Source organism: Mycolicibacterium pyrenivorans, assembly GCF_025821625.1.
GTDB classification, from domain to species: Bacteria; Actinomycetota; Actinomycetes; order Mycobacteriales; family Mycobacteriaceae; genus Mycobacterium; species Mycobacterium pyrenivorans.
Genome location: NZ_JACKSH010000290.1, coordinates 1 through 21,175 on the forward strand (window position 1 = coordinate 1; position 21,175 = coordinate 21,175).

The window sequence follows — 21,175 nt, forward strand, 5'->3', positions numbered from 1 at the left end:
TCTCCACCGTCGCGCCGCAATCCCAGGTCGGGGTCAGGCTGGGCATGACTAACGGAGCGTCGCTGTCGGAGGGCGGCGTCTACGGTGTCGGAACCGTGGTCGTGGCAACCTTCGACGCCGACATCCCGGACAGGGCGGCGGCCGAATCGCGCCTCCAGGTCAAAACGTCGCCCCACCTAGCCGGTTCCTGGATGTGGGTCAACGATCGCAAGGCGCACTGGCGGCCCCGTGAATATTTTCCTTCCGGTACTGAGGTCACGGTCAAAGCCGATCTCTACGGCGCTGATCTGGGTGGTGGATTATTCGGAGAACAGGACAAGCAGGTCAGTTTCCGGATCGGACCGTCTCGTGTCGCCGTCGCCGATGACACGACCAAACAGGTCAGTGTCTACGAAAACGGCCGTTTGGTTCGCACGATGCCGACATCGATGGGCCGGGGCGGGACGCAGGCTGTCGGAGGCAAGACAATCGCCTTTTGGACCCAGCCTGGCGTGTATACGGTGATGGAGAAAGAGAATCCCGTCTTGATGGACTCCTCGACCTACGGATTGCCCGTCGATTCTGCGTCGGGGTACAAGATCAGCGTCCCGCACGCGGTGCGGATCAGTCCCGACGGCATCTACCTCCATGAGCGCGAGGCGACGGTGTGGGCGCAGGGAAACACCAACGTTTCGGCGGGCTGTTTAAATCTGAGCGCGGAAAACGCCGAGTGGTATTACGAGTTCGCAAATCCGGGCGATGTTGTCGAGGTCCGCAATACCGGCGGCGCACCGCTGGAACAGTGGCAGAACGGAGATTGGTCTGTGCCCTGGGACGAATGGGTAAATGGCAGCGCTTTGCGTCCCTGATCAGTGTTCGATCGAGGCCGAGCATGACAAGTCACTCGCCGCTCTGTCGACGGTAGGGATCGAGAAGCTGATCGACGGGAGCGTAGTCGTCTGTCAGAACTCGCGCGTCGCCGATCCACTTGCGGAGATCGTCGCCGGCAGTGATCGTCCACCCGGTCTTGCGGGTGTTCAGAACGCGCTGAAGCGCGCCCGGGTCAACTGGTCGATCGGAAGCGAGCACGACCAGGTTGCCACCATCGGGTGTCGCCGCGGTATCGACGCCGACGTCGCCGGCCTCGGCGGCGACTATGACGTAGTCGAAAACCTTTGTGAGTGTTGAGACTTCGGCACGCGCGAACGCCAGCTCGCCGTAATCGATGAGATTAGCAACGTACACACCGTCCTTTTTGAGGACTCGACGTATGTCTGTCAGCGACTCCACAGTCGTCAGATGCCACGGCACGCTCACGCCGCCAAAGGCGTCGCCGACGATCAGATCACGGCTGCCGTCATCGAGCCCCGCAAGGCCCAGTCTGCCGTCCTCGACGCGTACCTCAATGCCAGCCTCGGAAGCCGATCCGAGTTCGTCTCGGTCTATGCGCACCACGCCACCGTCGATTTCGGACACCACGTTGTGGCTTCCTGGCCGCGTCGCAGCAAGGTACCGCGGGAAGGTGAGGCCGCCCCCACCAAGGTGGTACGCCTCCAATGCCTTCTTGGAGGGGAAGGATGCGTCGACGACGGAAGCAAAGGCGCGCACGTAGATGAATTGCAGGAGAGCCGGATCTTGGAGGTCTATGTACGAGTGGCGCGCGCCATCGAGCGTGAGGGTTCGGCCGCTGTCTCGCTCCGGGTCGGCGATGACGCGGGCGCAATGGTATTTGGTTTCCACGTCGCAACCGCCGGGTGCGAGATAGCCAGCCAGGCCGGCGCCGACGGTTGTAAGCGTTAGTACGGTGGCGCTTACGGTGTTCCGTCGGCGCATGCGCCACTGCACAACGATGCCGCCGAGTACCAGTATCGATCCGAGGCCGATGAGTATCACGCTGACTGGCATCCGCGATACGAAGACAAATCCGGTAAGCACGGTGCCGGCGATGGCACCCATGGTGCCTACGCCAGACAGCTGACCGACAATGGTGCCGGTCTGGGCGAGCTTGATCAGGCGCAGCTTGGTCACCATCGGTGTCACCGCCGATAGCAGCGCTCCGGGTGCCAGAATCGTGAGCGTCGCGACTATCAACAGCGTCGCAGGTGCCCATTCGGCCGCCGCGCGGACGGCGGAAGGCGTGAACGCCACGACTACACCTGATACCCCCAGCGATGTTCCCAGCCAGCGGCGCGGATCATCGCGGTCGGCAAGCCGGCCGCCCGCCCAGGACCCAAGGGCAATTGCGGCCAAGGCGATTCCGATGACCAGGGTGCTGGTNCCCAGCCAGCGGCGCGGATCATCGCGGTCGGCAAGCCGGCCGCCCGCCCAGGACCCAAGGGCAATTGCGGCCAAGGCGATTCCGATGACCAGGGTGCTGGTCTCCAGGGTCAGCCCGAGGTACGGCGCAAGCAACCGCAGCGCGGTGATTTCCACCACCAGCACCGCCGCCGAGGAGGTGAACACAAGGATCGCGGCGGTGCCGGCTCCAACTCCGGGCAGCGGTTGAGATGACGGATGATCTTCGGGTACAGGAGGGGTGCCGGTCACAGTCTCAATCCTGGCAGCACGTCGCCAGTGTCTGCGGACAGCAACTGAAAAAAGGGGTGTACCAGTGCCAGCGGTAGAGGCGAGCCGCGGCGAGAGGGAAGGAGTGCAGCAGACATCGACGGGCGAAGGCGGAGCACTGATGTCGACGCGATGCCACGCAGAGGATCTTTTGCTGCCGACGTCAAGCCGGGCAGCAACCGAGTCAGCGGGCTTCGAATCATGTTGAGAAGTAACAAGAGTCGGCGCAATCCGGTTTGGCGTAGCGAACCGTGGCCGTGGAATGATCTACGCCGACCTGGCCTCCCGGCGGCAAAACCCGCCCGGCAGCGACGGACGCTTGCATAACCCATATGACCCGGCTCGTTACACGCGGTCACCAGAAGATACCTGTATACCTGACGAAACCGGCTCAGGGGATAGGGCTGGATGCCCACCGAGGCGGGGTATCGGGCGACACAGTTCGCTGCTCGTTTTTTGGCGCTCCGCGACTAGCCGCGACATCATCGCGCCGAGCACGAGGCCGATCGTCGTATAAATGACAACCTGGGTGCCCAGCGCGTAAAGCCGGAAATAGTAGAGGACATCGGCGGGAAAGCCCTCATAGACGATCGCGCCTGTAGCGTCGCGCAGCGGTGCCGGTGTTTCGTTGATCATCGTCGTTGCATAGGCGCCGGCGGCGGCCAACGCGCCATTAAAGGCACCCAACTTGGCCACCCATCGGCGAGCCAGTACCACCGCGCCGATCAGGAGCGCCCCCGACAGCACCACCATCAACACATACAGCAGCGTGCGCTCACGGACGGTCTGGTCGAGACTCAACGCTGGCGGGCTGGCGGGATATTTTAGGTTGGGTACGACGTACAAGCTCAACAGCATGCCGCCCGCGATGTAGAGCGACAGCAGTCGTGCCGACACATCGCCGACACGACCATAGGCTACGGCGAACACCACCGCGAACAAGGCGCCAATGGCGACGCTGAACGCGAGTAGGCCGAGTCCCATGCCGATGTTCATCTGCACTGTGCGAGTAAACAGGTCGACATTCTCGCCGTGGCCGGCGTGTCCCCCCGGCGAATCCATTGCCTCCCGGGCGGCTCGCACGCCATCTTCGTACTCGATTGCGCGTGCGGTCTGGGGCGCAGCGAATATCCGCGCGAACCCGAATGCCAGTACCCCTGCGGCGGCGCCAGCCAACAGGCCGCGCCAGATGATCTGCTTCTCGATCTCGTTAGTCCCTTTCGGTTTCGGCATAACAAGGAAACGTCGGCAGAGTGGGTCAAACTAGCGGTTCAGTCCACCGACTGGATCGTACGAATGCCTCATCAGATGGCACTCCGATCCTATGCGCGACCCGTCGCCGCCATACATCTATGCGTCGAGAATGCGCGCGAGCGCATCGATTCGGCGCCCTCGGGCTGCTACAGAGAGTGGCCGGCGGCATAGGCTGTAGCCCAGTCTCGCACGCTGCGGGCGTACGGATCGGACTGGTTGTAAGCCCGCAGCGCTTTCATCCACCCCTTTGGCGTCGCCAGGTCGCCACCGCGATTGCACAGATAGCCGGCGGCCGACAGCGCAGCATCGTCGACATTGTCGGGACTGACGATGCCGTCGTTGTTGGCGTCGACCCCATACAGCCGCCAGGTCTCCGGGATGAACTGCATAGGCCCCATTGCCTGAGCGAATCCGGGCTCACCGGGGGGCGTACCGCCGCCGCTGTCGATAATGCGCATATTGCCGTTCGAGCCATCAAGGCGCACACCACGAATCGGAGGAGTGACATCCCCGTTCGGGGCGATGGTGGCGCCGCGAAAGGTGCCGTTGCGGCTCTCGACCATGCCAATCCCCGCCAGCGTCGTCCAGGCCAGCTGGCAGTCGGGGTTCTCGACGTGCGCGACCCTGGCCGCATAGGCATATGCCTCCAACGCGGTGGTTGGCATATTCAGCGCCGGAGCCCGTCGTGCAGCCCAGATACGCAACTGGTCGGCGGGTCTGCCGCGGGCAGGATAGTCAATGTAGGGAACCGGCGCGCCCGCGGGCGGCGGAATGCCTTCGGGCACACGTAGTAACCAGCGCCTCTTTTGTCGAGATCGTCGACGATCTGCCCGCGGTCGTTGTCCAGCTCGACTTTACGAGGTCAGTCTCTCCGATCGGACGGAGGCGATGTGTCTTGCCCTCCAAGTGAGGACCCAGGTTCAGATCCGGGGTGTTCTGCTGCGTTCTTCCGGCGGTGTCGCCTACTTTGCCAGAACACGATCAGACCTCCGAGCGCCAGACCGGCGCCGGCTGCTGTGAGTACAGACGCCTTGGTGTCTGAACCTGCTTTCGCCGCGGGCGCCGAGGGAGAGGGCTCAGCGGTGCTGGGTGCTGCACGGGCTGGCGCGGTTGTGGGTGAAGGCCGTTCGGGGACGCCGGCGATGGTGAAGGTGTATGACCCGGAGACGGGGTGGCCATCTGCTGAGACCACGCGGTAGCTGACGGTGTATAGGCCGTTTGTGAGTCGTTCGGGCCCGACGGCGACCGTGAGGCGCGGCCCTTCGACGCTTGCCGAGCCCGACACCCAGTTACGACCATCGGCGCTGGTGACGGCGACGTCAGCGAACGCTGGATTGATCTCCTCGGAGAAGTTCAGCACGACGGCGGTCAATGGGGACGCTACGCTCGCGTCCTTGGCCGGGTCAGAACCAACGAGTGAGGTGTGCGCGGCAGCAACCCCGACTCCGGACAGCCAGAAGGCCAGCGCCATGAGTGTGGTCATGACGGCGCGCGTGGCCAGTCTCACAGTCCTCCTTGAGCTTCGCGTCCGCCGCGCCAACACGCCACCCTGTCCGGTACCGACGGACTCGGCGACTGGAACATTCCCTGCAAACCGTGGAAAGCGGGCAACGCTACGGTAGCTGGCTAGTAGCGGCGCACGTTGTAGATCGGCGCCGACGAGATCGGCGCCACCTTCACCGGAGTGCCGTACGTCGAGGCGTGCACCATGTTCCCATCGCCGATGAAGATACCCGCGTGTGAGGCGTCCGAGTAGAAGGTGACTATGTCGCCGGGCTGTACCTCGGTCGTCGCCACGGGTTGTCCGCCCGCCGCCAGCGCCTGACTCGACCGAGGGAGCGACTTGCCGTTCTGCAGAAAGGCCCACTTGATGAGCCCCGAGCAGTCGAACGCATCTGGTCCTGTCGCACCCCACGAATAGGGCGCACCCACACGGGTCAACGCCGCCTGCACGACCGCGGCCCCCTCGGGTGAGCTGGACGGACCCGGCCCCACCGGCGGTATCGCTTCGGGCATCGCCATGATGGCCGGGTTGGCCGCTGGCGGGGCCGGCGGCGCGGGCGGCACCGGCCCAGGATCGGCAAGCGCTGCACGTTGATCGGGAGTCAGTGCGCGATATAGCGCCTCTACTTCGTGGATTTGTGTCCGCAGCCGACTCTGCTTCGATTGCAGGCTTGCGCGGACCGCTGACGCCTGCTCCGCGGCAGTACGAGCTGCCAGCGCCGACGACTGCGCGGCGCGCGCTGCGTCGTCGGCACGGGTCGACGCGGCGCGAAAGGCCTTGATGCGGTCCGACATCTGAGTGGCCATCACCCTGCTCGACGAGAGTTCGTCGAGCAGGCGTTGCGGAGACTCCGCGGTCAGCGCCGCGCTGATCGTGCTGGTCGAACCACCCATGTACGACGCGGCCGCCACCTGGTTCACAGCTGCCTGATACTCGCCGAGGTCGGCTCGCGCCGCGGTCATCGCCTCGAGTTCGGCGCGTTGACGATCCTCGGCCCTGCGCTGCGCCGCGAGTTTCGCCTCGAGGTCCAGCTCGGCTGAATACACCGCTTCCGTGGTCTGCTCGGCCTCTCGAGAGAGCTCCGTCAATCGAGCCAAGGCATCAGCAGCCGGGTCGGCCCACCCAATGCCCGCCGAGTTGCCAAGAGTCAGTGCCAGCACGATCGCCACGACGAGAACACCCGCAGATCGGCGTACCGCGGCAGGGCGGTTCATCCTCAAAACACAGTCCTTACACCGCAGGGACATCTATGGTCTAGCTACGTAGGTCACGGAAAGATTACGAGTAACCGCGGTCAATGTCCACGCCCACGGCGATGCTCATCGGCCTTACTCGCCCCTCGTGCGTGCTCCGTCGCACCAGGCGCGGCTCAAAAACGCACTCCCGCTGAATGTTCCGGTCGAACGCACCACGGCACCCAACGCCGCAACTATCGTGCAACTACTGTGTGAGATAGTAGGTAGCGACTCAGTAGACCGTCTGCGGACTTGGCTTGACGAGGGACGACATGACAAGTGGCACCGCCATCACGGCACGGGTTCATTCCCTGAATCGGCCCAACATGGTCGCCGTGGGGACAATCGTGTGGTTGTCCAGTGAGTTGATGTTCTTCGCCGGTCTGTTCGCGATGTACTTCACCGCTCGTGCCCAGGCCGACGAGTGGCCGCCGCCGCCCACCGAGCTGAACCTCGCGCTCGCGGTGCCGGTGACCTTGGTCCTCATCGCGTCGTCGTTCACTTGCCAGATGGGTGTCTTCGCCGCCGAACGCGGCGACGTGTTCGGCCTGCGCCGGTGGTACGTCGTCACCTTCGTCATGGGATTGTTCTTCGTGCTCGGCCAGGGATACGAGTACCTCAGCCTGGTGCGTGAGGGAACCACGATCGCCGGCAGCGCGTACGGGTCGGTCTTCTACCTCACCACGGGTTTCCACGGGTTGCACGTGATCGGCGGTCTCGTCGCCTTCATCCTGCTGCTCATCCGCACGCGCATGAGTAAGTTCACCCCTGCCCAAGCGACGGCCGCCATCGTGGTGTCCTATTACTGGCACTTCGTCGATATCGTGTGGATCGCGCTCTTTGCCACTATCTACTTCGTGAGATGAACGGGGGCACGCCGCGCAGGTGGTGTCGACGACCCCCGCAGGCCGGAAGGTGGCTCGCGCAGGCGGCCATTGTCGTCGCAGTCGTGGCTACCGTCGTGGGACTCGCCTCGACCGTCGCCTCGACTGTCGCCGCGGGGCCGACGTCTGCGCAGGCCACCTCGACAGCCCCACCACGCCCCGCCGGCCCGACGCCCACCAAACACTCCTACGACGACACGCACACCGGCCAACAACCCGAAGTCGCGAACCCGGCGCTGTGGATCCTGGCGGGCGCCGTCGCGGGATTGATCGCGATCGCCGCCGCCATGTTGAGAGCGGGCAAACCCGTACGCCATCACCTCAGCCGGGGCCCGTGAACGTACCGCGAGCGGCGCCTCATCGACGTCGTCCCATTTGCGCGGTTACGTCGTTGCGCTACATTCTACGTAGTCTCTACGTAGAACGTGCCGTGCGGACCCGGCTCTCTGGCTGCAGGGCCGCCGCCATTGCTCGCCCGAGCAGCCGCGGCGCCGGCGCCGAACGTCCAGTCAAGGAGGTCGTCGGGTCGATGCCACAGGTCACGCAATACGTCGCGCGTCTTCAAGCCGGCGTTGGGTACCGCAGAAAGCTCCGGGTAAGTGGCACTTGAAATGACTCTTCGACTCACCGATGCGCCCCGAACGTCGCCGGCGAGGCTGGACATGGGCATTGAGCGTTGGCGACGGCGGCGACCCCCGACACGTTGGTCACTGGTGATACGGCGTGGCATCGCCGCGGGTCTGAGCGCGGTACTGTTCGGCGCCGCAGTGTCTGGGTGCTCCAGCGGAGATGACGCCGTCGCGCAGGGTGGCACGTTCGAGTTCATATCGCCGGGCGGGCAGGTCGACATCTTCTACGATCCGCCGCAGAGTCGTGGTCGCCCGGGGCCGATACGCGGACCCGACCTGATGGACCCCAACCGCACGTTGTCACTTGATGACTTCGCCGAGCAGGTGGTGGTGATCAACGTGTGGGGTCAGTGGTGCGGCCCCTGTCGCACCGAGATGCCGGAATTGCAAAGGGTGTACGACGCGACCCGGAATGAGGGAGTCGCCTTCCTGGGCATCGACGTTCGCGATAACAATCGCCAAGCTGCGGTTGACTTCATCGTCGATCGCAAGGTCACCTTCCCGTCGATCTACGACCCACCGATGCGCACGATGATCGCCTTGGGCGCGAGGTATCCCACCACCGTTATCCCGTCCACCATCGTCTTGGACCGCTCGCATCGCGTCGCCGCGGTGTTCCTGCGGGCGCTGCTCGCCGAGGATCTCGAACCGGTGGTCCGTCGCCTTGCCGCCGAGACCGCAACCGGCTCAGGCCCCCCGCGATGAATGGCGACCCCGCCCCGGCTGCACGTCGCCGCGGGGCGCGGCCGACACTCGGGCGCAACGCTGCGACGCGATGGTGGGCTGCCCCGTGATCGGTCAGGTGGTGCTCCCCACCTCACCGCCGTCGCTATCGGCGATGCTCGGTTGGTTACCGCCACCGGTTCCGATACTGCCGGTATCGGCAATTGTTTTGGCGGTGTGGTACCTGCTCGCCGTTCGAGTCGTCAGATCCCGTGGCCGCCAGTGGGCCTGGACGCGCACGGCGAGCTTCCTGGCCGGCTGTATCGCCTTGGCGGCGGTGACGGGCCTGGCCATCGACGGCTACGGCTACGGACTGTTCAGTGCCTTCATGTTCCAGCACCTCACGCTCTCGATTCTTGTTCCGCCGCTGCTCGTGCTGGGTGCGCCCGGCCGGCTGCTACTCAGGTCCACGCCCCATCGTGGACTCGGACGCTACGTCGTGATCTCCGCGCTGGGCGGACTGCGCTGCCGGGCGAGCAGGATCGTGCTGCACCCCGGCTTCACCATTCCGGTGTTCCTGTTGAGCTACTACGGCCTGTACCTTTCCGACCTCTTCGACGCGGCGGCGGCCAGCGTGGCCGGACACGTCACACTGCAGGTGTTCTTCCTCGCCAGCGGCCTATTGTTCATCCTGCCGATCCTGTCGACCGGTCCCTTGCCGGTCCGGCAGAGCAACCTGGGCCGCTTCTTCGACATCTTCGTCGAAATGCCGTTGCATGTCTTCATCGGCGTCATCTTGATGATGGCACCGCGGACGCTCACCGAGACCTTCTCCCAACCTCCGCCTGACTGGAACGTCGACCCCGTCGCCGACCAGGGGGTCGCCGGCGCCTTAGCGTGGTCCTACGGCGAGCCCGTCGCGCTGCTGACTACAGTGATCTTCGCCATCCGGTGGCGCCGTGACGAGGAGTCGGAGTCGAAGAAAAGGGAGGCCGACGTCGAACGCGACGACGCGGAACTGGCTGCCTACAACGCGTTTCTGCGCGGACTGCACCAACAGCGGCGACCACCTACTGACTTGCCGAGCACCGCCAACGAGCACGACTGACGCCGTGGTGACAACGCGCCAGCCATCATCCCGGCGCCATGACCGAGGTTGTCGCAGCGACACTCGTCAGCGCCGCAGGGTCTCCATGACGGAAATCTCGAATTGCTGGCTTTCGATGAGCGACCGGGCGATCGCGATCGCCCCAGGATTCGACCCTGACTGAAGTTCATCACGCGCGACCGAGATGGTGAAGCGGTGCTGCCTGATCATCAGTTCGAGATACACGCCCGCCGCACCCACCCCGGTCGCGTTAATCAAGCGACCGACGTCGGCATCGACCGCGAGGGGATGTTCACCCGGCCCAACGGCGACGCTGGGTGCGGCTGCCGGAGGACGGGACCCGACGGTCATGGGGGCGAATCCCCAATCCAGCAGAAGCGCCTGCAGCTCATTGACATGGGTGGTGCTGTTCGCGCTGATTCGTCTGGCGATGTCGCTGATTTCGGTTGGGACGCCCTGTTTGCCGATGGTCTGGTTGCTCAGTGCAACAGCTTGAGCGCTGTGATCGATGATGTCGCGGGCGAACAACACGTCGAACCGAGTGTGCGCCTGTTCGGTGATGGCAACCGCGGCGCTCGAAGGACCCGGCGACGAAACACGGTCCCCATCGCCGCAGCCCGCGACGACGATCATCGCCACACCTGCGAGTACCGCCCATGCCGCGCGGACCGGTCGCCCGGTGACCGTTCTCGGATCGTCGCGCACGCCGTCCCTTTCATCGCCGCCGGCATGGAGGGACGGTGACATCGTTGCCGTAGAAGCCCGGTCAGGAGGCCGCCTACACCGTGTTGGTGACCCACCGCCGTACCTCACGCGAAGCGATGGTCACCTACGTAGTGACATAGTAGATTGGCGGTGTGAAGAGTGCACTGGCCGTGTCCTGCCACGGACCGCGGTCGAGTTGGCCTCAGCAGCGTCACACGCGGCCGACGGGGCGACTGGCTCGCCGATGGATCGCAACCGCGCTACTGTTGGCCCTCGGTTTGGCGGTGTTGGCCTTGCTGGTGGCCGACCCTGCCGCCGCTCACCTTGCGGGCATGGCCGACCTCCCGCATTTCTAGCCAGCCGCGGAAGCACCACGACCCTGCCGTAGCCGCATTTCCGGCGCAATGGAGCCGTGCAGCATCGTATTTGGGATGCGCCAAGAATGTCGGGAAGTCGTTGAGCTCGGTGAGCCGCTCACGCGAAGCAGATCAGTACGCCCGATAGCGACAGAGTGACGATCGCCAAGGGTGCGGCGGCCATCGCCGCTACTGCGCCGGTAAGCGTGACTTGGGTCTGGATGCGGGCGAAGCGTCGTGGTGGCTTCGATAACCGCTCGGCACGGGCGAGCACGGCGATACCGGCGGCGGCCAGACCGTGAGCCGGGGTGGTGGCGCCCGAGAGGGTTAACAAGCCCGCGAGCAGCGGCTGACGGCCGTGGTGACGAGCGGCCGCATCGTCGGCGCACATCTCCAACAGAGAACTGATGTGGCTGGCGGCGCTCGCGAAGAGCCCGCATGTGGGCAGCGCGGTGGTCAGGCCGCGCGCCGCGGCGACGATGTAGGCGTGCCGCCCGTCGAGGTGAGCACGCTCGTGGGCGACGACGGCCGCCAATTGGTTTTCATCGAGCGCGGCCATAGCCGCGGTCGTCACCACGATCGCCGGGGGGCGCCCCGCCACGCAATACGCCGCAGGCTCGGATGCCTCGATGACCACAACGTCGCTGCCGTACGACCTGCCCACCAGGCGCACGGCGTCGGCGTGCGCGAAGGTGTGGGTGCGCATGCGGCCCAGAGCGCGGCCGATTCGAAAGACGACGGCGATCAGACTGCCGACGGCAATGGCCACTGCGACGGTCGCGACGATTCGGGCCGGCCACCCGGCGTGGCCGACGAGAATGGCGCGCAGACGTTCTAGGCACGTGACGAGCAGCGCGTCGGGGCTGTCCCAATGCCCAGCGGCCTCGATGAGCAGCAGCGCGACGGCGGCAACCGAGCAGCCGAGCACCGTCACGACAGCGGTGATCCACGCGGCTATCGCCAGGCGCGGAGCCCCGCCGTCGGCGGTGATACGAACCAGCAGCTTCGGTCCGATCGCCAGGACCGCCGCTACGTAGAGCAGCAACGCCGCCGCGACGGTCATCGGCGCGACTTGCGGGCCAGGCGCCGCAGCGCAGCACGCAAGTCAGCGGATTCCTCCGCGTCTATTTGCGCCACGAAATGACTCAGAACCGCCTCCGATCGACCGCCGCCGCTCAGTGCCTCCAGCATGAGTCGTGCACTGTGCTCCTCGCGAGTCAGGGTCGGCCGGTAGCGATACGCCTTGCCGTCGCGTTCACGCGACAGCCAACCCTTGCCGTGCAAGTTGTCCATCGTCGACATCACTGTGGTGTACGCGATGTGCCGTTCGGTGCTCAACTCGTCGAAGATGTCCCTGACCGTGGAGTCGGCGTCGGGGTCACGATTCCAGAGGCGATCCATGATCGACGCCTCGAGTTCTCCGAAGCCACGCACCCGCGCCATGATCGAACCTCCTGGATTGGTCAGTAGGTAGCTTACGGTGTCGATCGGTGTGCCGGCGCTGAAGTGAGCGCACGGCGCCGACTGCGAATGCGCAGCGCCCAGCCGGGCTCGGCACGATTCTACTGAGGACGTCAGTAGCTGACTGTGCTCGCATTGTGGAGCCGGTCGGGCAGCGGCCCTAGTCGTTGGGGACGCCCCGTTCCCCCAACCACGCCATCGGGTCGATCTTGTCAGTTCCATTGAGATGCACCTCGAAGTGCAGGTGCGGTCCGGTCGAGTTGCCTCGGTTGCCCATGGTGGCGATCTGGTCGCCTGCCATCACCCGCTGGCCCGTTTGCACCATGGTGGTGTCGATGTGACCGTAGAGGGTAACCGTGCCGTCCGCAGCGCGGATTTTGACCCACATGCCGAAACCCGGTGTCGGACCGGAGGCAATGACCTCCCCGTCGGATGCGGCGTAGATCGGAGAACCGACGGCGTTGGCGATGTCGAGGCCAGCGTGCAGGGTGCCCCACCGGGCTCCAAAGCGCGAAGTCAAAATGCCTCGGGCGGGAAAGCTGAACTGTGGGCGCCGAAGCCGCGCCTCGCGCTGCGCCCGCTCCTGCGCGAAGGCCGTGCCGTTGACCAATTCCTGTAGATGGATCCCGGCATCAAAGCTGTTCGCCACTGGGACGATCTGCATCCCCGAGGGGCCGGGGAGGGCGGCCGGGGACGCCGCAGTGTCGGCGACCAAAACCGGCTGCTGCGCCTCCGTTTCGTCGACCGCTGCGTTCGCTGCGGCGGCGACCGCGCCGACGGCGATAGCCGTGATGACCAGCCTGCTGTGCGCCGCACCGGCGGCCTGAGGGGTCTTTCGATGCGCCCCGCCAGAAGCGCGGACGTTACTACCCGACAGCGCCCGGCGAGACGGCCGTGGGCATTCCCGAAGATGTGCCCCGCCGACGTGAATCGGCACGGTCGGCGGCGCTGCGTTCGTCGAACCTGTCGGTGCGAGCAACAGCCGGGGCGACTCATCAGCCAAATCGTTGAGGTCGTCGAGTTCAGGTGCGCTCAACACCTCGAAGTCGATGGCGAACGGATCGCTGCGACAACTGGCCATATCCATCAACGCGCCGAACTCGCCGAAGGCGATGATCTCGGTGACGTCGGTGGCCCCACGATCGGCCGCCGCATCCGGTCGCGCAATCCGGTGATGCACCAATTCGAGACGATCCTTTGCCGTTACCGATTCGTTATCTGGTTGGCGAGACGCTAACCGAACGCCCGCGATTGGGCAAGCCGTCGACCGTCGATGAACGCCCAGCCCACCATCGCGTTTCGCGGATTAGTTTGGTAAACAATCGGTTTGATCACCGAACCCGCAACAACGTGAACGGTCTTTTGACTCCTCGGTACGTACGTAGTAGAACGTAATGTGAGGGCCACCGTCTGGGCCGGGCGTCGTTCGGTGACCACCTCGAAACAGCTACCACGCCGCCGCGAGACCCGGCAACGCCTGACGCACCGGGGGTGGCCCCAAGAGTGCTGAGCCGGAGCGGGTGCGAGTGCTCGGCACCCGCCCCGGCAGGACACCCGTCACCGGGCGATGTGGCTCACTGACGGATCCGGAATTTTTCAACTACGCAAGTTAGTACTAAGCTACGCAGTACGATAACCTACGTATCTAGTCAGTAGATAGTGGGAACGCGGTCCGAGCCCGTGGCGGAAGGGTTTTAATGGTCGCCGATGCGCCATCGGTCGGGGAACTTGAGGTACGCCGTCCTTTTCCGGCCCGGATGGGCCCCAAAGGCAACCTGATCTACCGGTTGATCACGACCACCGATCACAAGTTGATCGGCATCATGTACTGCGTCGCCTGCTTCGCGTTCTTCCTCATCGGCGGCCTGATGGCGCTGTTCATCCGCACCGAGCTGGCCGTGCCCGGCCTGCAGTTCCTGTCCAATGAGCAGTACAACCAGCTGTTCACCATGCACGGCACGGTGATGTTGCTGTTCTACGCCACCCCGATCGTGTTCGGCTTCGCGAACCTGGTGCTTCCGCTGCAGATCGGCGCGCCCGACGTGGCGTTCCCGCGGCTGAACGCGTTCTCGTTCTGGCTGTTCCTCTTCGGTGCACTGATCGCCACCGCGGGCTTCATCACCCCCGGCGGCGCCGCGGACTTCGGCTGGACCGCCTACACACCCTTGTCTAGTGCGATCAATTCACCAGGCGCCGGCGCCGACCTCTGGATTCTCGGCCTGATCGTCGGCGGGCTGGGCACGATTTTAGGCGCGGTCAACATGATCACCACCGTGGTGTGTATGCGTGCGCCGGGCATGACGATGTTCCGGATGCCGATCTTCACCTGGAACATCCTGGTGACGTCGATCCTGGTGCTGCTGGCGTTTCCGCTGCTGACCGCGGCATTGTTCGCGTTGGCCGCCGACCGTCACCTCGGTGCCCACGTGTACGACCCGGCGAACGGAGGTGTGTTGCTGTGGCAGCACTTGTTCTGGTTCTTCGGCCACCCCGAGGTGTACATCATCGCGCTGCCGTTCTTCGGCATCGTGTCCGAGATCTTCCCGGTGTTCTCCCGCAAGCCGATCTTCGGCTACACCACGCTGATCTACGCGACGCTGGGCATCGCGGCGCTGTCGGTCGCGGTGTGGGCGCACCACATGTACGCCACCGGCGCGGTGCTGTTGCCGTTCTTCTCGTTCATGACGTTCCTGATCGCGGTCCCGACGGGCATCAAGTTCTTCAACTGGATAGGCACGATGTGGAAGGGCCAGTTGACGTTCGAGACGCCGATGCTGTTCTCCGTCGGCTTCATAGTGACGTTCCTGCTCGGTGGTCTGTCCGGGGTGCTGCTGGCCAGCCCGCCGATCGACTTCCAGGTCACCGACAGCTACTTCGTCATCGCGCACTTCCACTACGTGCTGTTCGGCACCATCGTGTTCGCCACCTATGCGGGGATCTACTTCTGGTTCCCGAAGATGACGGGCCGGTTGCTCGACGAGCGGCTGGGCAAGCTGCACTTCTGGCTGACCTTCATCGGCTTCCACACCACGTTCCTGGTGCAGCACTGGCTCGGCAACGAGGGCATGCCGCGCCGCTACGCCGACTACCTGCCCAGCGACGGCTTCACCACGCTGAACATCGTGTCCACCATCGGTGCATTCATCCTGGGCGCCTCGACGCTGCCGTTCCTGTGGAACATCTTCAAGAGCTGGCGCTACGGCGAGGTCGTCACCGTCGACGATCCGTGGGGGTACGGAAACTCCCTGGAGTGGGCCACCAGTTGCCCGCCGCCGCGGCACAACTTCACCGAGCTGCCCAGGATCCGTTCCGAGCGCCCCGCCTTCGAGCTGCACTACCCGCACATGGTCGAACGGATGCGCCGCGAAGCCCACGTCGGCCGTGCCCACGGACCTGATGACGGAGACGTCACGCGCCTCGACGACGCTCAAGTGCGCACCTAAAACGGCTCCGCCATGATGCCGAAATGCGAAAGCGCCTGATGCGCGGTCACTGTCGAGGCGCCCGCATCCCGACGCAGATGCGGCTGCTGTTGAGGCCTCGGCGGGTCGGTGAATCGCCTGAGCGGTCGACATGATTCGGGGAGATTTCGAGATGGCCGAGGTGATGTGGGAGGCCGCCGAACCCTGCCTCTCGGAAGCGCAGCGCTTGGCGGCGCTCACGGCGCTACACGTTGGTGAGCCAAGCCTGGCCATACTGGTGGTGGTCACAGCTTTGTCCCGCAGCGGTTATCCGCTGCCGTCCACATTGCACGCGGAGTTCCATGAGTGGTTGCGGCAGCGTCCAGATGTAGGGTCGCACGCCGAGTGGTCGCTGCTCGAACTTCGCGTGGTGGCGGCCGACGTGAAGGCAACTGTCGACGTGGGCAGGATCGACGGGCGTTACGGCGACGCAACGCTCTGTTACTTCGTTCTCGACGACGCGGGCGTGGCGGATGCCGCCCCGGAGCAACAAGCCGACGCGTTGAGGAGATGGCTATCAGCTAGTCGACCGAGCCCATCGCTGCGAACGGATATGCGGCTCAATGGATTCGGATATCTCCTTGACACTCCCGAACCTCCGTCATGCGACGGGTTAGGCACAAAGTGAACGTTTACGGGTGGCGACAGCCGACCGCACACCGGATCGAAAGGCGTAAATTGACATCGCACTCGCCGAGACGATCGCAGGGAGGCGAGGCGAGCGGAGGCAGACGAGCGAGGTTATGGTCTGGCTACGCTACGCCGATAGTCCTCAATGGCAGCGTGAGAACTCAGACGTGAACGTCGTTGGCACAAGGGAGTCTCTGGCGCTCTATTCGGACTGGGCCTACGCATCAGCGGTGGGTGTGCTGACGCTTGCATTGGTGCTTCTTTCGGCGACTTTCGCGATCGGTTGGAGTCGGACACGCGAGACGTCTGCGGCGCGTGTGGGGGTTGCGCCCGACAGCGCGAGCCCGGGTGTCGTCGCCGTGATGTCACGGCGATCGCGGGCAGAACGTATGGAGCGTGCTGGAATAGCCGTCGTCTTCGTGGGTGCGGTCTTACTGCTGATGTGCATCGTGCTGCGCGGCCTGGCCACCTCGCGTGCCCCCTGGGGCAACATGTACGAGTTCATCAACTTGACCTGCTTGTGCGGTCTCGTCGCCGCGGCAGTCGTGTTGCGCCGCCCGCAGTTTCGCGCGCTGTGGGTGTTCGTCCTGATCCCTGTGCTGATTCTGCTCGCGGTGTCGGGCAAGTGGCTGTATGCCGACGCCGCGCCCGTGATGCCTGCGTTGCAGTCGTATTGGTTGCCTATTCATGTGTCGGTGGTGAGCCTCGGCTCCGGTGTGTTCCTCGTCGCCGGAGTGGCGAGCATTCTGTTCCTGGTCAAGACGTCGATCCATGGTGAGCAGCGGGCCGACGGGAGGAACGGGTACGTCGCGGGCATCATGTCCAGGTTGCCCGATGCGCAGGTTCTGGACAGAATCGCCTACCGCACCACGATCTTTGCGTTCCCGACCTTCGGATTCGGCGTCATCTTCGGCGCGATCTGGGCTGAGGAAACGTGGGGACGCTTTTGGGGTTGGGACCCCAAGGAGACGGTGTCGTTCATCGCGTGGGTTGCCTACGCGGCCTACTTGCATGCCCGGTCCACTGCGGGGTGGCGTGACAGGAAGGCTGCATGGATCAACGTGGCCGGCTTCGTGGCGATGGTCTTCAACCTATTTTTCATCAATCTGGTGATTGCTGGGTTGCACTCCTACGCCGGGGTGGGCTGACGTCGAGGCCGAAGCGTGCGCACGTACCCGACGTACCAGTTTCGTCTCGCTACGTCATGACCGCGGCTGAACTCAAGACTCCCGCGGTGTCGTCTCGACGACCATGCTGACCTCCGCCCCGCCCCGGACGGCGCCGCGTACCGATTCCGGGTGCCCCGCCCCTGCCTCGACGGGCACCGGGACGTCCGGGTTCTACCGCAACGACCTCGACGGCCTGCGCGGCATCGCGATCGCGCTGGTCGCGGTGTTCCACGTGTGGTTCGGCCGGGTCAGCGGTGGCGTCGACGTGTTCCTCGCGCTGTCCGGCTTCTTCTTCGGCGGCCGGCTGCTGCGCGCCGCCCTCACGTCGACTGCCTCCCTGGCACCCGTGCCCGAGGTCAGGCGTCTGATCCGGCGCCTGTTCCCCGCACTGGTGGTGGTCCTCACGGCCTGCGCGGGGTTGACGATCCTCGTCCAGCCCGAGACCCGGTGGGAGACGTTCGCCGATCAGAGCCTCGCGAGCCTCGGCTACTACCAGAACTGGGAACTGTCGAGCACGGCATCGAACTACCTGCGCGCGGGCGAGGCGGTCAGCCCGCTGCAGCACATTTGGTCGATGTCGGTGCAGGGGCAGTTCTACATCGCGTTCCTGCTGCTGGTGTTCGGCATGGCCTTCCTGCTGCGCGGCCTCCTCTTGGGCAGGCACCTGCGGGTCCTCCTGATCGTCCTGCTGTCGGCGCTCACCACCGCCTCATTCGTGTACGCGATCGTCGCGCACCAGGCCGATCAGACCACCGCCTACTACAACAGCTTCGCCCGGGCCTGGGAGTTACTGCTCGGGGCGCTGGCGGGCGCGCTGGTGCACCACGTTCGGTGGCCGATGTGGCTGCGGACCGTCGTCTCGGTGGTCGCACTGGCCGCGATCCTGTCCTGTGGCGCGTTCATCGACGGCGTCGCGGAGTTCCCCGGACCGTGGGCGCTGGTCCCGGTCGGGGCGACCATCCTGCTCATTCTGAGCGCCGCCAACCGTGCCGCCGACCCGCACCTCGCCCGCACCAACGGCCGGATGCCCCTACCGAACCGCCTCCTGGCCACCAAGCCCTTCGTCTCCCTCGGCGCGATGGCCTACTCGCTGTACCTGTGGCACTGGCCGCTGCTGATCTTCTGGCTCGCCTACAGCGGACATACACAGGCCAACCTGGCCGAGGGGGCGGGCGTCCTGCTGGTGTCCGGGGTGCTGGCCTGGCTGACCACCCGCTACATCGAGGACCCGCTGCGGCTGCGTGCGACCAGCTCGGCGAAAAAGGCGAAGGCCACCGTACCGCTGGGCACGCGCCTGCGCAGGCCCACCATCGTGCTGGGCTTGGTGGTGACGCTGTTGGGCGGGGCGCTGACGGCGGCGTCGGTCACCTGGCGCGAGCACATCGCGGTACAGCGCGCCAACGGCGAGGAGCTGACCGGGCTGTCGCCCCGCGACTACCCCGGTGCACGAGCGCTGATCGACCACGCCAAGGTCCCGAAGCTGCCGATGCGGCCGACGGTACTGGAGGCCAAGGACGACCTGCCGCAGAGCACTACCGACAACTGCATCAGCGACTTCGCGGACCCGAGTCTGCGCGAGTGCGCTTTTGGTTCCAAAACCGCGACCCGCACCATCGCGGTGGCGGGCGGCTCGCACGCCGAGCACTGGATCACCGCGCTGGACCTGCTCGGCCGGCTGTACGGCTTCAAGGTCGTGACCTATCTCAAGATGGGCTGCCCCTTATCGGCAGAGCGAGCGCCCCGTATTCCGGGGTCGGGAGAGCTGTACCCGCAGTGCTTCGATTGGGTTCAAGCGGCCATGCGCGAGATCGTCTCCGACCGACCAGATTTCGTGTTCACCACCGTGACACGACCACGGGATGCGCAACCCGGTGACGTCATGCCAGACGTGTACCTGCCGATCTGGCAGGCGTTCGCAGAAAGCGGGGTGAAGGTGCTTGGCATGCGCGATACACCGTGGCTGGTCCGCAACGGCGAACCTTTCTTCCCTAGCGACTGTCTGGCCGACGGTGGCGACGCAACGACGTGTGGCATGCCACGAGCACTCGTCCTCGACAACGTCAATCCTGCTGCAGATCTCACGAAACGTTTCCCGATGATGGGGATGATCGACATGAGTAATGCGCTGTGTCGAGACGATTATTGCCGAGCCGCCGAAGGGAACATCCTGATCTACCGAGATTCTCATCACTTGTCGGCGACGTACGTGCGGTCCATGGCGCCAGAACTCGGGCGCAGGATTGGCGCTTTGACGGGATGGTGGCCCTAGCTCGTGTCGTGATGCGCGCACTCGGGGCCGGCAGCCTCAGCACTGCATCGTCGTGCAGGCCGATGATTCGAAAAACTGAACGGCTGACCTCCGAGCCCGACGGCCCGCGATAACCATCAAGACGAGCGCACCATGGGGCGCTCTGACGTGGGGCGGTTGGGGCTGTCTCGGTTGCCGTCGTTTCTCCAGAGCGGGTTCACGTACTCCATCGCATTTCAGCCATTACGAAGCCGCCAGCATCTACTATGGAGGTACGTAGGTAGTCCGACGGCGAGGGGAGCCCCTCAGGGTTCCGTTGCCGCCACGCAACACGAGAGGAAGCGGCCTCGCCGTTGGGCAGGCCCAAGGGCTGAGCATGGCATACAGAACCGAGCCACGGGGCAGGGTGAAATCAACCCGACGCGCCACCGGTAACGGCGAGGTCGTCGCTGCTCTCGTGCAGTGGGCTGTGTGTCGAGGGTGGACCGCGCGGACCAGTCCCGATGGGTGCTGTCACTTCTACGACCCCCAGGGTGAGTACGTCGCGTACTGGCCGTCGAATATGTCCTCAGGCCCTGGTCACCGTTGGTAGGCAGACAGCTCCGTCCGTTCGTCGATATCCCGGCAGCGCCTTGCAACGCCGGCAGCAATATTCGTGTCGTCGATGAGTCGGGGTGCGCTGGCAGCGTTGCAGCCCAAATGGCGCCGTCGATATCCACCCGGCGATTTGAGTGAGGCGCGGGAGTCTTCGCAACACATTGGTTGCGGAGCAACAACTCTCGGGTAGGTCACTCCGTCTACACGGGGTTCTCGCGGAGCCGTTGGAGGCGCGCAGGCGTTCTGCCACACGGCGGTTCCCTTGGTGGGCCGTCGGCGAGGGTCTCTCGGCGGCGCCGCGCTCACCATTGAATCTGTCGGCTCGAATCCGTGTCGTCGACGTCGGCGTGGTGACGCATCCCGCCGACGCGCGGGTTCGCAAACTAGGGTTGACGGGTCATGTGCATACATGCGTATTATTGCATGTATGGCAGATCGCAACGGCGAGACGGTGAGCCCCGGCGCCGACGAAACGCCCACGAATAGGACCCTGGCTCTCGACCTGACAGACCTGCTTCCCGGTAGCGACGAGCGTTGTGCTGACCGCCTGACGCGCGGCCTGGTGGATGACGGGATCATCGAAGTGGCCCACGTCATCGATGGCGACACGACCAAACCCCGCCTGTGTGTGCACTACGACGCCGAGGCTGCGTCCGCAACAGAAGTGCAGCGGCGGGCTCTGCAGGCGGCCGACACGATCACGTCGACGTACGGGCACCTTCGCTGG

The 21,175-nt window shown here is 64.9% G+C and carries 18 protein-coding genes and 1 pseudogene; 10 read left to right on the forward strand and 9 right to left on the reverse strand.

Annotated features, from left to right (window positions below; all coding sequences use genetic code 11):
* Positions 1-848, forward strand: an 848-nt coding sequence (locus tag H7I57_RS31865) for a L,D-transpeptidase (RefSeq protein WP_264028454.1), incomplete at its 5' end; no start/stop codon positions are given.
* 31 nt (positions 849-879) lie between these two features.
* On the opposite strand, the gene H7I57_RS31870 is transcribed toward H7I57_RS31865, so the two are convergent.
* The 5 genes from H7I57_RS31870 to ripC all read right to left on the reverse strand — a co-directional run bounded on the left by H7I57_RS31870 (position 880) and on the right by ripC (position 6,516).
* Positions 880-2,526 (reverse strand): fused MFS/spermidine synthase, encoded by a 1,647-nt coding sequence (locus H7I57_RS31870; RefSeq protein WP_264028455.1) that lies wholly within the window; start codon positions 2,524-2,526, stop codon positions 880-882.
* Positions 2,527-2,889: 363 nt separating this feature from the next.
* Positions 2,890-3,750: a CbtA family protein gene (locus tag H7I57_RS31875; RefSeq protein WP_264028457.1), complete on the reverse strand. Its 861-nt coding sequence runs from the start codon at positions 3,748-3,750 to the stop codon at positions 2,890-2,892.
* A 194-nt stretch (positions 3,751-3,944) separates the two neighbouring features.
* The gene (locus H7I57_RS31880) at positions 3,945-4,583 is read right to left on the reverse strand and encodes a lytic transglycosylase domain-containing protein (protein WP_011896118.1); all 639 of its coding nucleotides are present in this window, start codon (positions 4,581-4,583) and stop codon (positions 3,945-3,947) included.
* 77 nt (positions 4,584-4,660) lie between these two features.
* On the reverse strand, positions 4,661-5,281 hold the full coding sequence (locus H7I57_RS31885) for a copper resistance CopC family protein (protein WP_308204418.1): 621 nt from the start codon (positions 5,279-5,281) through the stop codon (positions 4,661-4,663).
* 143 nt (positions 5,282-5,424) lie between these two features.
* A complete protein-coding gene (gene ripC, locus H7I57_RS31890) occupies positions 5,425-6,516 on the reverse strand; it encodes a peptidoglycan hydrolase RipC (protein WP_218002893.1) in 1,092 nt (363 codons plus the stop codon).
* A gap of 293 nt (positions 6,517-6,809) precedes the next feature.
* On the opposite strand from ripC, the gene ctaE reads away from it, so the two are divergent.
* The 4 genes from ctaE to H7I57_RS31910 all read left to right on the forward strand — a co-directional run bounded on the left by ctaE (position 6,810) and on the right by H7I57_RS31910 (position 9,821).
* Entirely contained in the window at positions 6,810-7,403 is a 594-nt protein-coding gene (gene ctaE, locus H7I57_RS31895; RefSeq protein WP_011767858.1) for an aa3-type cytochrome oxidase subunit III, read from the forward strand.
* 83 nt (positions 7,404-7,486) lie between these two features.
* A complete protein-coding gene (locus tag H7I57_RS31900) occupies positions 7,487-7,759 on the forward strand; it encodes a hypothetical protein (protein WP_234714147.1) in 273 nt (90 codons plus the stop codon).
* 324 nt (positions 7,760-8,083) lie between these two features.
* Positions 8,084-8,755, forward strand: coding sequence for a TlpA disulfide reductase family protein (locus H7I57_RS31905; protein ID WP_011767860.1), 672 nt, complete (start codon positions 8,084-8,086; stop codon positions 8,753-8,755).
* A gap of 70 nt (positions 8,756-8,825) precedes the next feature.
* Positions 8,826-9,821, forward strand: a complete 996-nt coding sequence (locus H7I57_RS31910) for a cytochrome c oxidase assembly protein (protein ID WP_011896115.1) — start codon at positions 8,826-8,828, stop codon at positions 9,819-9,821.
* Between the two features lie 66 nt (positions 9,822-9,887).
* On the opposite strand, the gene H7I57_RS31915 is transcribed toward H7I57_RS31910, so the two are convergent.
* The 4 genes from H7I57_RS31915 to H7I57_RS31930 form a co-directional block, all read right to left on the reverse strand.
* Positions 9,888-10,454: a DUF305 domain-containing protein gene (locus H7I57_RS31915; RefSeq protein ID WP_011767862.1), complete on the reverse strand. Its 567-nt coding sequence runs from the start codon at positions 10,452-10,454 to the stop codon at positions 9,888-9,890.
* Between the two features lie 546 nt (positions 10,455-11,000).
* Positions 11,001-11,945: a M56 family metallopeptidase gene (locus tag H7I57_RS31920; RefSeq protein WP_011767863.1), complete on the reverse strand. Its 945-nt coding sequence runs from the start codon at positions 11,943-11,945 to the stop codon at positions 11,001-11,003.
* The gene (locus H7I57_RS31925; RefSeq protein WP_011767864.1) at positions 11,942-12,325 is read right to left on the reverse strand and encodes a BlaI/MecI/CopY family transcriptional regulator; all 384 of its coding nucleotides are present in this window, start codon (positions 12,323-12,325) and stop codon (positions 11,942-11,944) included. Before H7I57_RS31925 ends, H7I57_RS31920 begins: the two co-directional genes overlap by 4 nt.
* Positions 12,326-12,503: 178 nt before the next feature.
* Positions 12,504-13,526 carry a M23 family metallopeptidase gene (locus H7I57_RS31930; RefSeq protein ID WP_011767865.1) on the reverse strand — a complete coding sequence of 341 codons (1,023 nt, stop codon included), beginning with the start codon at positions 13,524-13,526 and terminating at the stop codon, positions 12,504-12,506.
* A 514-nt stretch (positions 13,527-14,040) separates the two neighbouring features.
* Here H7I57_RS31930 and ctaD point away from each other — a divergent pair.
* The 5 genes and pseudogenes from ctaD to H7I57_RS31955 all read left to right on the forward strand — a co-directional run.
* Positions 14,041-15,786 (forward strand): aa3-type cytochrome oxidase subunit I, encoded by a 1,746-nt coding sequence (gene ctaD, locus H7I57_RS31935; protein ID WP_011767866.1) that lies wholly within the window; start codon positions 14,041-14,043, stop codon positions 15,784-15,786.
* Between the two features lie 151 nt (positions 15,787-15,937).
* The gene (locus tag H7I57_RS31940; protein ID WP_011767867.1) at positions 15,938-16,432 is read left to right on the forward strand and encodes a hypothetical protein; all 495 of its coding nucleotides are present in this window, start codon (positions 15,938-15,940) and stop codon (positions 16,430-16,432) included.
* Between the two features lie 169 nt (positions 16,433-16,601).
* Positions 16,602-17,582, forward strand: a complete 981-nt coding sequence (gene ccsB, locus H7I57_RS31945) for a c-type cytochrome biogenesis protein CcsB (protein ID WP_011767868.1) — start codon at positions 16,602-16,604, stop codon at positions 17,580-17,582.
* A gap of 103 nt (positions 17,583-17,685) precedes the next feature.
* Entirely contained in the window at positions 17,686-19,872 is a 2,187-nt protein-coding gene (gene sucT / locus H7I57_RS31950) for an acetyltransferase SucT (RefSeq protein WP_011767869.1), read from the forward strand.
* 1,003 nt (positions 19,873-20,875) lie between these two features.
* Positions 20,876-21,175 (forward strand): annotated as a pseudogene (locus tag H7I57_RS31955) (heavy metal translocating P-type ATPase); the annotation flags it as partial.

What these genes read in the sequence shown, in the direction of transcription:
- H7I57_RS31885 (WP_308204418.1), bottom strand. Translation starts at nt 5,281, where the DNA reads ATGACCACACTCATGGCGCTGGCCTTCTGGCTGTCCGGAGTCGGGGTT.
- H7I57_RS31915 (WP_011767862.1), bottom strand. Translation starts at nt 10,454, where the DNA reads ATGATCGTCGTCGCGGGCTGCGGCGATGGGGACCGTGTTTCGTCGCCG.
- ctaD (WP_011767866.1), top strand. Translation starts at nt 14,041, where the DNA reads ATGGTCGCCGATGCGCCATCGGTCGGGGAACTTGAGGTACGCCGTCCT.
- H7I57_RS31905 (WP_011767860.1), top strand. Translation starts at nt 8,084, where the DNA reads ATGGGCATTGAGCGTTGGCGACGGCGGCGACCCCCGACACGTTGGTCA.
- H7I57_RS31925 (WP_011767864.1), bottom strand. Translation starts at nt 12,325, where the DNA reads ATGGCGCGGGTGCGTGGCTTCGGAGAACTCGAGGCGTCGATCATGGAT.
- H7I57_RS31920 (WP_011767863.1), bottom strand. Translation starts at nt 11,945, where the DNA reads ATGACCGTCGCGGCGGCGTTGCTGCTCTACGTAGCGGCGGTCCTGGCG.
- sucT (WP_011767869.1), top strand. Translation starts at nt 17,686, where the DNA reads ATGCTGACCTCCGCCCCGCCCCGGACGGCGCCGCGTACCGATTCCGGG.
- H7I57_RS31940 (WP_011767867.1), top strand. Translation starts at nt 15,938, where the DNA reads ATGGCCGAGGTGATGTGGGAGGCCGCCGAACCCTGCCTCTCGGAAGCG.
- ctaE (WP_011767858.1), top strand. Translation starts at nt 6,810, where the DNA reads ATGACAAGTGGCACCGCCATCACGGCACGGGTTCATTCCCTGAATCGG.
- ripC (WP_218002893.1), bottom strand. Translation starts at nt 6,516, where the DNA reads ATGAACCGCCCTGCCGCGGTACGCCGATCTGCGGGTGTTCTCGTCGTG.
- H7I57_RS31910 (WP_011896115.1), top strand. Translation starts at nt 8,826, where the DNA reads ATGGTGGGCTGCCCCGTGATCGGTCAGGTGGTGCTCCCCACCTCACCG.